Annotated in this window: 9 protein-coding genes and 1 tRNA gene; 1 reads left to right on the top strand and 9 read right to left on the bottom strand. The window is 40.7% G+C overall.

What is annotated here, in order from left to right; genetic code table 11:
- Nucleotides 1–3: 3 nt before the first annotated feature.
- From prfB to xerD, 4 genes are all read right to left on the bottom strand, one after another.
- Nucleotides 4–1102, bottom strand: a protein-coding gene (gene prfB, locus ACT3RM_RS07735) for a peptide chain release factor 2 (RefSeq protein ID WP_441835614.1) whose coding sequence is annotated in 2 segments (ribosomal slippage) — nucleotides 4–1026 and nucleotides 1028–1102 — 1098 coding nt in all. Because the reading frame shifts where the segments join, the coding sequence is not laid out codon by codon here.
- Nucleotides 1103–1276: 174 nt separating this feature from the next.
- Nucleotides 1277–2998, bottom strand: a complete 1722-nt coding sequence (recJ, locus tag ACT3RM_RS07730; RefSeq protein ID WP_441835615.1) for a single-stranded-DNA-specific exonuclease RecJ — start codon at nucleotides 2996–2998, stop codon at nucleotides 1277–1279.
- Between the two features lie 72 nt (nucleotides 2999–3070).
- Nucleotides 3071–3799, bottom strand: coding sequence for a bifunctional protein-disulfide isomerase/oxidoreductase DsbC (dsbC, locus tag ACT3RM_RS07725; RefSeq protein WP_441835616.1), 729 nt, complete (start codon nucleotides 3797–3799; stop codon nucleotides 3071–3073).
- Between the two features lie 61 nt (nucleotides 3800–3860).
- Nucleotides 3861–4787, bottom strand: a complete 927-nt coding sequence (xerD, locus tag ACT3RM_RS07720) for a site-specific tyrosine recombinase XerD (RefSeq protein WP_441835617.1) — start codon at nucleotides 4785–4787, stop codon at nucleotides 3861–3863.
- A 92-nt stretch (nucleotides 4788–4879) separates the two neighbouring features.
- Between xerD and fldB the strand changes: the two genes are divergently transcribed.
- Nucleotides 4880–5401 carry a flavodoxin FldB gene (fldB, locus tag ACT3RM_RS07715; protein ID WP_441835622.1) on the top strand — a complete coding sequence of 174 codons (522 nt, stop codon included), beginning with the start codon at nucleotides 4880–4882 and terminating at the stop codon, nucleotides 5399–5401.
- 42 nt (nucleotides 5402–5443) lie between these two features.
- On the opposite strand, the gene ACT3RM_RS07710 is transcribed toward fldB, so the two are convergent.
- The 5 genes from ACT3RM_RS07710 to ACT3RM_RS07690 form a co-directional block, all read right to left on the bottom strand.
- A complete protein-coding gene (locus tag ACT3RM_RS07710) occupies nucleotides 5444–5911 on the bottom strand; it encodes a DUF2147 domain-containing protein (protein ID WP_441835618.1) in 468 nt (155 codons plus the stop codon).
- Nucleotides 5912–5993: 82 nt separating this feature from the next.
- Entirely contained in the window at nucleotides 5994–9077 is a 3084-nt protein-coding gene (locus ACT3RM_RS07705) for an efflux RND transporter permease subunit (protein ID WP_441835619.1), read from the bottom strand.
- Nucleotides 9074–10378, bottom strand: a complete 1305-nt coding sequence (locus ACT3RM_RS07700; RefSeq protein WP_441835620.1) for an efflux RND transporter periplasmic adaptor subunit — start codon at nucleotides 10376–10378, stop codon at nucleotides 9074–9076. The genes ACT3RM_RS07705 and ACT3RM_RS07700 overlap by 4 nt, the downstream gene beginning before the upstream one ends.
- Nucleotides 10375–11778: a TolC family protein gene (locus tag ACT3RM_RS07695; protein WP_441835621.1), complete on the bottom strand. Its 1404-nt coding sequence runs from the start codon at nucleotides 11776–11778 to the stop codon at nucleotides 10375–10377. The genes ACT3RM_RS07700 and ACT3RM_RS07695 overlap by 4 nt, the downstream gene beginning before the upstream one ends.
- Nucleotides 11779–12051: 273 nt before the next feature.
- Nucleotides 12052–12127 (bottom strand) — tRNA-Thr (locus ACT3RM_RS07690).
- Nucleotides 12128–12182: the final 55 nt, after the last annotated feature.

The following is a 12182-nucleotide window of genomic DNA, read 5'->3' as shown; positions in this document are numbered from 1 at the left end:
TGGTTAGAGACCAGATTTTAAGCTGGCTTCAATAAATTTATCTAAGTTACCGTCAAGTACCGATTGGGTATTGCGGTTTTCAACGCCGGTGCGTAAGTCTTTAACGCGTGCATCATCAAGTACGTAAGAACGAATTTGACTCCCCCAACCGATGTCAGACTTGGCATCTTCTTGGGTTTGCTTCTCAGCATTTTGCTGCTGTACCTCAAGCTCAAATAATTTTGCTTTTAGCTGCTTCATCGCTTGGGCTTTATTTTTATGCTGTGAACGCTCGTTCTGACACTGCACCACAGTATTGGTGGGCACATGAGTAATACGAACCGCTGACTCGGTGGTATTTACGTGCTGGCCACCCGCGCCTGATGCACGGTATACGTCGATGCGTAAATCTGACGGGTTTATGTCAATTTCAATATTATCATCAACTTCAGGATAAACGAATGCAGAAGCAAAAGAAGTATGGCGACGACCACTTGAGTCAAACGGGCTTTTTCGTACTAAACGATGCACACCCGTTTCGGTACGCAACCAGCCGTAAGCGTATTCACCAATAAAGCGCACTGTTGCCCCTTTAATACCTGCAACATCACCATCGGTTGCTTCTACCAGCTCAACTTTAAGGCCTTTTGCTTCACCCCAGCGTAAATACATACGTAGCAGCATGTTACACCAGTCTTGTGCTTCTGTACCGCCGGAACCTGATTGTAAATCAAGATAAGCATCGTTTGAGTCATGAGGTCCTGAGAACATTCGGCGAAACTCTAAGCCTTCAAGTTGTTCGTTTAAATCACTTAGCTCACTTTGAGTCTCATTAAAGGTATCGATATCTTCTGCTTCTATAGCAAGCTCAAGTAAACCTTCAACGTCATCAGTACCTGCAACAAGATTATCGATTGTTTCTACAACTGCCTCTAATGCGGATTTTTCACGGCCAAGAGCTTGTGCGCGTTCTGGCTCACTCCATACGGCTGAATCTTCTAGTTCGGCGTTAACTTCTTCTAAGCGCTCTTGTTTATGAGCGTAGTCAAAGGTACCCCCGAAGTAGCTCAGTACGTTCGCGAATTTCCTTGATTTGATTAATCACAGGATTCACTTCAAACATCTACGTTACTCCAAAATAGCCTATTTATTCGTTTATTTATTCGGTAAGTACCCAATAAATTTCTTTAATAATAACTTTATTATCTTTAAATATTACCTTTAGATAATAAAATGCCCGATTTTAACAAAAAACCGCGCGCTTTATTAGTATTTTATACACTCAACAGTGATATTTTTAAGAGCTCTTTTGCAGTTCACGTACAATTAGCTGCAACGTAAACTTCCCTCTAAATTCATTTATATCGAGCTGATAAGCCACATGCGCAAAGCGCACTTCGATATCTGGCCACGCTTTTATATCAACGCCAAATGCAATGGCATCAACTAGACGTCCAGACTGATGCTTAAGAATCAGTTTTAAATGCTTTTCACCTACAATACGCTGCTGAATAACTTCAAAAGTATGTTCAAACACCGGCTCTGGAAATTGCTGTCCCCACGGGCCAGCTTGTTTGAGTAAATTAGCAAACTCCATGCTAAAGCAATCATTGGGAAGTTCACCATCGCTGAGCAAAATACATAGCTTATGTTCTTCACTCAATTGCTCGCTTACAGCGCGTTCAAATTCACGCTTAAACTCACTAAAGTGTTGCTCATTAATGCTCAACCCTGCGGCCATAGCGTGGCCACCAAATTTACTAATTAAATGCGGATGTACCGTATTTAATCGCTCAAGTAAGTCGCGCATGTGTAACCCTTCAATTGAACGACATGAGCCTTTAACTTCACCGTTATCACCACCTGCAAAAATAACCGTGGGCCGATGGTATTTTTCTTTTAAACGTCCAGCTAAAATACCAATAACACCTTGATGCCAATCATCTTGATATAAGCAAACTGCATCGGGCAAAGAGTCAGCTGAAAATGCTAAACGGTCAAGTACCGCTTGCGCCTCTGTTTGCATACCCTGCTCTATTGCACGGCGCTCAACATTTAGGCTATCAAGCTCTCCTGCAATGCGCCTTGCTTGGTTTATATCTGTTGCCAGTAAACAGGCTATACCTAAACTCATGTCGTCTAGCCGCCCCGCTGCATTTAACCGTGGCGCTAATGAAAAGCCAAAATCACTGGCACTTAATCGCGATGCATTACGGTTAGCTACCTCAATTAACGCTGTTATGCCAGGGCGGGTTTTACCACTTCGAATTCGAGCTAAGCCTTGGTGTACTAATGTACGATTATTAGCATCCAGCGCCACTACATCAGCCACAGTACCAAGAGCAACTATATCAAGCAGTTCAGCTAAATTCGGGGCTGGTTTTTCACTAAAGTAACCTAAATCACGCAGTGCACTTCGAAGAGCGATTAATAAATAAAATGCGACCCCGACCCCCGCAATTGATTTTGATGGAAACGCGCAGTCATACCGGTTTGGATTTACTATGGCATCTGCGTTTGGCAGTTGCTCGCCTTGTAAGTGATGATCGGTAACCAACACTTTAATACCCGCGGATTTTACAATATCAATACCCGCAACGCACGAAATGCCGTTATCAACGGTGATCACTAAATCAGGCGCTATAGTAACAATTTGCTTAGCTAATGCAGGGCTTAAACCATACCCTAAACTAAACCTGTCCGGGATCAGATAATCTATATGAGTAAAGCCAAACATACTCAGACCTTGCATCAATGTTGCGGTGCTGGTTGCACCATCTGCATCAAAGTCTCCAACAATCAATATATTACTTTGTGATTGTAATGCTGCTAATAATAACGTTGTTGCTTTATCCATATCTTTAAAAAGCTTAAAGTCATGTAAGGTGGCGGCGCTATTATCCAGCTCATCAGCATGGTTTACTTGGCGAGTAGCATAAATCTGTTTTATAACCGGATGTAAATACTCAGGTAAGTGAGAATCATCAACGTATGGACGAGCTTGAATCAATTTTTCCATGCTGGGGTAATGTACTTTTAAGTTATTAAAAACAAAAAAAGGCCTTGCGGCCTTTTTATACGCTTTATAAAGTTATGAAGGTTTATTAGCTTCAAGCGCAGCAACTAATGCTGCAGCCGGTTGGTATCCTGGGATCATAGTGCCATCTTCTAAAATAATCGCGGGAGTGCCACTAATTCCAAAACTCTGCCCTAGCTGATAATGTTCAGCCACCGGCGCATGACAACCTGCAATGACTTTAGTATCAGCACCTGACTTGGCTTCAGTAAGCGCTTCTTGCTGATCTTTAGCACACCACACATTCATTAAATCAGCATAACCCGAACCTTGTAATCCACCTCGAGGAAAAGCCAAATACTTAACGGTAACGCCCGCATCAAGTAAATCGTCTAATTCACGGTGTAATTTTCGGCAGTAACCGCAACTAATATCTGTAAATACGGTGATACTGTGTTTTTCGTTTTTAGCTTTATACACAATCATTGAATCTTCGTAATCAGCTAGGCCTTCTTGACGCACACCATTTAATGCTTGTTCAGTAAGGTTGTTACGATTATTCAAATCAATCAATGTGCCTTGCATTAAGTATTGGCCATCTGGGCTTGCATAAAGCACGCCTTTATCGGTGATCAATTCTTTCAACCCCGCCACTGGACTTGGATTAACTTGCTTTACAGTTACACCCAACTCTGCAAATTTGGTACTAATTGCCTCACTTATATCAGAAGCTGCATTAATACCATTGGCAAACACACTTAAACTGGTACCTAACATAGCACCGGCTAACACTAACTTTTTCATAAATTTCTCTTATATCCTGCTATTTTTTAACTACTGAGACCGCTCAAGTCAGAAAAATTCTTTAAGCGCGCGGATGATGTTGCTGATGTACTGATTTTAATCGTTCATTAGCCACATGGGTATAAATTTGTGTGGTCGATAAGTCGCTATGCCCTAACATCATCTGTACGACTCGAAGGTCAGCACCATGATTAAGTAAATGTGTTGCAAACGCATGACGCAATGTATGCGGCGATAAAGGCGATTCCACTTGTGCCAAAATAGCATAGTGTTTAATACGATGCCAAAAGGTTTGTCGGGTCATACCGACGCCCCGCTTAGAGGGAAACACAAAATCTGTTGCATGCTTTATCATTTCTGCGCGGCCGGTTTTTAAAAACAGTTCAAGCCAATGCATAGACTCTTCGCCAAGGGGGACCAAACGCTCTTTATTACCTTTACCTTTAACAAATACCACACCTTGGCGCAGGTTTATTTGTTCCATCCTAAGCCCTACAAGCTCACTGACACGCAAACCTGTGGCATAAAGAAGCTCTAACATCGCTTTGTCGCGCAGTCCCATAGGCTCTTGTGTATTGGGAGCATTTAATAATGCCTCGACCTCACTCTCTGAGAGTGTTTTAGGTAAAGACTGTCCTGCTTTTGGCTGAGCAATATTAATCATCGGCGAGTCTATTAGTTGCTTCTGACGAATAAAATACTGATAAAAGCGCTTTAAAGCGCTCATACTTCGTGCAGTACTGCGCGGCTTTAGGCCTAGATCAACCCGGTAAGCTAGGTAGCTTTGTATATCTTGCGCTTTGGCACTGAGTAAATCTTTTTTAATAAACTGACTGAATTTATCTAAATCACTACGGTATGCTGATAGTGTGTTATCACTAACATGTTGCTCTAAATACAGGTTATCTAAAAAACTTTCTAAATATTGTTCATTGCTCACATGTATAATCTGCGCAGGTTCATCTAGGTCTTGGGGTAACGTTGCCACTGGCACTCTCATCTTTTTCAAGGTATCAATTAATAATACCTTACGGTAAACTTAAGCCTATCATATCAGGCAAATACACAGTGATAAATACGATGCAGATTGGTTTATTTTATGGTTCTACCACTTGTTATACAGAAATAGCGGCAGAAAAAATCCGCGATATTATTGGCTCTGATGTTGTGAGCCTTCATAATATCAAAGATGAGCCATTAAAAAATGCAGAGCAGTTCGATTTTATTATCTTTGGCATCTCTACTTGGGACTTTGGTGAACTCCAAGAAGATTGGGAATCTATTTGGGATGATATTAAAGACGTAAACTTAAATGGCAAAACAATTGCGCTTTTTGGCATGGGCGACCAACAAGGATACGGTCAATGGTTTCAAGATGCTTTAGGCATTTTGCATGATGAAATAAAAGATCAGCAATTTACTTTATTAGGTTTATGGCCTAATGATTCAAGTTATGAGTTTGAAGCCTCAAAAGCATTAACTGCCGACTCCCAACATTTCGTTGGCCTAGCACTTGATGAAGATAGTCAATATGAGTTGAGTGATGAGCGTATTGCAACATGGGTTGAACAAGTCATGACTGAATACAGTGATAGCTTGTAATTAAGCCATTAGGCGCTTTTAATAGCGCCTAATGCTAGTTAGCTATTCAATGCGTTGCCAATATTGGTTGCGATAAAAAAACACAATATATCCACGTACTTCTAAGGTACTTCCCTCGTTTTGTGGTGTTAAGCGCACGGTGTAAGTTTTGCCGTTGTTAGGATCTAGAATTTCCCCATCTTGCCAATGACCATCGCCATTATCAACAACACCATTAATAATGGTCATACCTAAAATGGCTTTATCTTTTTTTGCACCTTCACACTCACTGCATACAGCACTTTGTTTATCAGGGTTAAGAATCTTTTCAATGGTTCCAAACAATTTTCCGTCTTGCTCTATTATTCGAACATATGACTTAGCTTCGCTAGTTTCTTCATCAATCGTTTTCCAAAGCCCAACTGGGCTCATGTTAGCAAACACTGATGAGCTACTAAGTAACAGCCAAGCAAATGCTACTTTTAATATATAAAGCGATTTTTGATTGGTGTGTGTTGTCGTTGTTTTCATAAATATTTAGCACCTAAAATTAAATGGCAATAAACCCAAGTAAGATAAATTTCACTTGGGTTTATTGCCATTTAAGAAAAGTTTATTTGCCCTGCCCATATATCTTTTCTACTAGTAGATAATTAACCGGGATTAATAATAAAGTAATAAATGTAGCGAAAATAATACCAAAGCCTAAGCTTACAGCCATAGGAATTAAGAACTGAGCTTGTGTGGCTTTTTCAAATAGTAACGGCATCAAGCCAATAAACGTGGTGATACTGGTTAACATAACAGGGCGGAAACGAGATGCGCCCGCAGCTTTTACCGCTTCAAGTAAATCTGCACCTTCACTGCGCTTTTTATTTATAAAATCAACCAGTACAAGTGAGTCATTAACCACCACACCTATTAATGCTAGCATCCCGAGTAAGCTCATTATAGTTAACTCCATCCCCATCACCCAATGCCCCATTACCGCACCAATCATGCCAAATGGGATAACACTCATAACAATAATTGGTTGTAAGTATGACTTAAGTGGAATGGCTAAAAGAGCATAAATAATAAAAAATACAAATAACAACGCCCACGCTAATGAACCAAACGACTCTCTTTGCTCTCGAGCTTCACCTTCTAATGAATAAGTGACCCCAGGATACTGCTGAACTAACTCATCTAAATAAGCACCTAAGTCCGCTTGGAGTATTGTCATGTTGGTGTTTGCTTTTTCGATATCTGCCGTGACATTTAAAGTACGAAACCTATCAATACGCTTAATAGTAGACGGACTCTGTCCGGGAACTAGCGTGGCAATGTGCGATAATGGCACAACCCCGCCATCTGGCGTATTAATTAAAATATCTTTAAGATCAGCCACCGAACGACGCTCTTCAATAGGTAAGCGCACCATTACTCGTACATCATCTCGTCCACGTTGAATACGCTGCGCCTGTGAACCATAAAAAGAGCTACGAACTTGCTGAGTAACATCAACTCGGTTCAAGCCAAGTGCTAAACCTTGCTCAGTCAGCTCTATTTGCAACTCTTCTTTACCATCAGACATACTATCAGCGATATCAAATACAGTAGGATAAGTCGTTAAACGGGCCTTAACATGCTCTGCGACCTCTTGTAATGTCGAAATAGAACTGGCCGACAATCGTACATCTATTGGGTCTGAACTGCGGCCAATTTCAGCTCTAAAAGTTAAGCTTTCAGCACCAGGAATGACCCCAATCAAATCACGTAACTCGCTAGAAAGCTCTCGCGAGCCAATATCTGTATCGCGCTCTTCAGCAGGGGTAATTTCAACCCGGATACTCCCCGAGTTTGATACTCCACCACGGCCACCGGTACTGGCTAAAATATTTTCTATTATGCTTTCACCTGTATCGGGATCACGGTACTTTTCCTCTAAAACACGGGCTTTTTCGGCCATATCAATTACATACTTATTGGTTACCTCAAAAGGCGTTCCCGTTGGTAAGGTTAAACTCACCCGTATTGTTTCACTTGGGATACGCGGGAAGAAAATAAACTTAGTCCAGCCACTAGTGATCATCGTTAAAATAATTAAAAATATGCCAATAAATAAACTTACTGTGGCCATTTTATGGCGTAAAGCTAAACTGAGTAATGGTTGATAATATTTTAAAATGGCGTGCTCAAAACCATCCGCAAAACGTTGTTGGAATTTTTCAAGCTTTGACGGCTCAGCTTTTTGATTACGTAGTTTTATATACTTTAAGTGCGCCGGTAATACAAATTTTGATTCAATCAACGAAAATAACAGTACCGGAATAACGACCACCGGAATTTGTGCAAATAATGCCCCCCGGTTACCTTCTATAAAGGCTAAAGGTAAAAATGCTGCAACCGTGGTTAAAACACCAAATGTAACGGGAGTCGCAACTTCTTGTGTCCCACGAATTGCGGCTTGTTCACCCGACTCTGCGGTCTTTAAATGCGTGTAAACATTTTCCCCGGTGACAATGGCGTCATCTACCACAATCCCCAGTACCAAAATAAAGCCAAACAAGCTCATAATATTTAACGTAACACCAAATAATGGCATCGCTAAAAACGCACCCATAAATGAAACAGGAATACCTATAAATACCCAAAACGCGATGGCTGGTCTTAAAAACAGGGTTAATAAAGCAAGAACTAAAATTCCCCCCTGCATGGCATTGGTGGTCAGTGTTGCGATTCTGCTTTTTACTACTTCAGAATTGTCATCCCAATAACTAAGCTCAAATCCTTGAGGTAAACTTGCTTGTTGCTCATGAATATACTCTTTAACTTTATCGGCTACCGTAATCGCACTTTGCGGACCAATACGATAAACATCTAAAAAAGCCGCTTGCTTACCATTAAATCGAGTACGTACTGGTGTTTCTTCAAAATCATCGCTAATATTAGCAATATCGCCAAGGCGAATTATGGTCCCGTCACTTTGGCGCTTAACAACTATTTGAGCAAACTCATCTTTACGGTACGCTTGCCCTTTAGAGCGAATAAGGACATCGCCTCCATCCGTTTTTAAGTTACCTGCCGAAATATCAGAGCTTGATTTTCCAATAGCACTAGAGATATCACTTAATGATAAGCTATATTGACGCAACACATCCTGACTCACTTCAATGGCTATTTCGTAATCACGTACACCACTGAGTTCAATTTGGGTAACATCATCTAAGCGTAATAAATCATCACGAACATGCTCGGCATATTCTAGGGTTTCTTTTTCACCATAATCACTGGCAACAGTAACGGCGATTACTTCACGGGTACGTTCGGCTAAAGCAACTACAGGGTTTTCAGCATCAGCCGGAAAGGTATTAATAGCATCGACTCGGCTTTTTATATCAGCCAGCAGCTCTCTAGGGTCGTAGCCACTTTCCACTTCAATTATCACCGAGGCTGCACCTTCAGAAGAACTACTTGAAATCTCTTTTATGCCCTCAAGATCTTGTACCGCCTCTTCAATTCGAATGCTCACACCTTGCTCTACATCTTCAGGTGTTGAACCAGGTAAAGAAACACTCACACTAATTCGGTCTACCTCAAATGAAGGAAAAACTTCAAGTGGTATCTGTGTACTCAAGCTAAACAACCCTGAAAGCACAATGCTGATCAGCAATAAATTTGCTGCAACATGGTTTTTTGTAAACCAAGCAATCATTGCTTATCTCCCTTTGGTTTTTTATTCTCACGGTGCTTTTTCATCAGCTCTTCTACAGTAATACCCTGCTCTTTTGCCATTGCTTCAAGTTGTTCTCGTGAAGGCTTTTTACGTGGAGGTCTATCAGCTTCAGAGTCTGACTCACCTAATACTTTAACTTTTGTTCCAGAGCTTACTTGTCCAAGTGGTGTTAGAACTAGCTTATCATTGGCTGCTAAACCTTCGGCAACAATCCCTTGTGCTGCATTTTGCCATGCCAGTTTTACATTCTTACGTTTAAGGATCCCTTGTTCCACAATATATACATAGGTACCTTGGTAAATAGCACTGTTAGGGATTATTAAAGCGTTTTCTACACGCTTTGCTGTAATTTTAGCTTTAATATATTGACCAATTTTAATTGGGTACTGATTTGTATCTGTCGCTTTGTATGGGTCGTTAATTTGTGCAACAACATAAAGCTGCTGAGCACCTTCATCAATAGCGCCTTCTGTTCTTATTATTTTACCTAACCATTTTTGCTCACCGACTAAGTCAGAGCTAAACTCTACTAACGAGCCATTGTTATCAGCTGTTGCATCACGATATTGCTCAGGTAAATTCATAAAAGGTAAATCTTTATTTTTAATTGGTAGGCGTATCTCAACACTATCAACGGCATAGATAATCGCTAATTCGGTATTGTCAGTAACAACTTGCCCTAAATCCACACTGCGGCTTAAAACACGGCCCGCGTATGGGGCAACAATTTTTGTTCGCTCTAAGTCTAACTCTGCTTTTTCTAATAGTGCTTGAGCTGATAATACCTCAGCTTGCGCTGCAGCTAACTGTGGTTCACGCAAAACTAAATTACTGGCTTGCTCACCATTACCCAAGCGTTCCCAGTCAACGATTGCTTGACGACCACGGGCCTGTTCTTCTTGCAAACCTTGCTTAGCAGTTAATAGCGCGGCTTGAGCTGCTTTTACTTCTGCACGATGGTCTCTATCGTCAAGCTGTAACAACACATCGCCTTTTTTAAAAAAACCACCCTCACGAAATTGTTCACTTACCTCAATAATTTGTCCTGACGCTTGGGATGCCAACGCACTTTGCGTTCGTGGCTTAACAGTACCAAAGCTATCTATCATGACTTGATAAAGAACCGGCTCTAATTTTTTAACAGCAACACTAATTTGTGCTTTTGGGGCACCACCAAAACGGCTCGTCTCTGGTGGATTTTGTTTAATAAAAAATATAATCAATGCTGTGGCAATTATGATTACACACGGAATAAGTATCTTTTTAGTTTTATTATTCATAGTGTTGACTCTGCATCTTGTGGCTGTGAAAAATCGCCACCAAGGGCAATGTGTAAATTAATACGGTTTATTATTAATTGGTTTTTTATTTCAATAACTGAACTTTGCGCATCGAAGGAACGATCTTGTGCATCCAGTACCGTGGTATAGGTGACTAAACCACTTTGATATTGCTCAAACGACAATTGCTCCGCGGCTAAGGCGTTGGCTTGTGCTTCAAGTGTAGCTTGATAACGTTCTTTTAAGGACTCTTCTCGTGTTATTGCAGTTTCAACATCATTAAAGGCATCATAAAGACTTTCTAAATAAGCTTGTTCCTGGCTTTTAACCAGTAAGCGTGCCGATTCTTCATTTGCAGCTAAGCGACCACCATCTATCAATGGCATTGATATCCTACCAATCAATGACCAAGCAAGACTTGAAGGTGAAAATAAGTCGCTCACTCTATCTGTATTATCGCCTAACTCTGCGCTGAGATTTAAACTGGGAAATCGTTGCTTGTGGGCATACGCAAGCCCTGCATCTGTACTTAATAGCTGATACCAACTTGCTTTTAAGCTTGGTTTGCGGGTCACTAGTTCAGAAGGAAGGCCTAAAGGGATCGATTTGTCTAACAAAGGTAAATCGGCGTTTACTATTAATGCACCTTCAGGGTAGCCCCCTGCAAGTCGTTCTAAGGTTCGCGTTGCTTGGGTAAGTACCGCCTTTTGAGCCGCAATACTTGAGCGCTGAGTATTAAGTTCGTTACGCGTAAGATAAACGTCTAACGCTTCGTTTAAGCCCTGACGATAACCGGCTTCTATTATTGCTAGGTTTTGCTCAGCAATTTCGGCGCGCTGTTGATACAATTTAAGTAATTTATTTGCGGTAATGACATCAAACCAAGCACTAACCACGTCAGCAACAAGTTGTTGTTTAGCCTGCTCGAAACTTGCTTGCTCAGCCAAATACACTAAATTAGCTTGTCGCTCAGCATCGGATAACTTGCCCCATAAATCAATTTCATAGCCCAACTCTATACCAACAGAGCTTGCATTACCGTAACTTACAGGACGGTTATCTTTACTTCGGCTTGTATCAGCGGATAAATCCAGACTAGGCCAAAGTGCAGCACCAGTAGCAACTAATTCTTGGCGTTTTATTTCAACACTATAGCTTTGTTGTAACAGCTGTTGATTATTTTTTAACGCCTTATCAACTAATGCAGTAACTTGTGGATTATTAATCTGCTGGAGCCAGTTATCTTCAACTTTACCTACTTGAGTCTGAGCAATTTGTTGCCAGTTAGCAGGTGTATTTTCAAGATTTTGGTCACGTTGCTGAGAGTTGATCCCACTACTACACGCACTCAGTAAAAGTGTACTTGAAATAAAGAAGCACAGCTTACTATAGGAAACCATATAAGAACCTGAAAGACATAAATTTATGATTGTAATTCAAGCAGTAAAAATAACTTAACTCAACTGAATTTACATAACATTACATTGCCAATGAAAAATATTTTCTCTCGACTTTAGTCGGTCTTAGAGTGGGGAGATTATTGAATTACACAATAAAAAAAGCCTCGCAAATGCGAGGCTTTAAATATATTTCTGTCAACTAATTAAGTCGAACATATAACTTTAATATGTTACTTATCACAATTAGTTACTCTTCTTAGCTATATAAACAAATGGTGCCGACTAACCGAGTCGAACGGTTGACCTACTGATTACAAGTCAGTTGCTCTACCAGCTGAGCTAAGTCGGCACACTAAACTGTGTGCATTTAAGGCACTTCACCAATTTTAAAATTGATGACTTCT

It is taken from the genome of Pseudoalteromonas sp. AOP7-A1-14, from assembly GCF_052376275.1.
Lineage (GTDB): Bacteria > Pseudomonadota > Gammaproteobacteria > Enterobacterales > Alteromonadaceae > Pseudoalteromonas.
The sequence above is the reverse complement of the archived record's forward strand: the minus strand, read 5'-3'. Positions and strand labels throughout refer to the sequence as shown.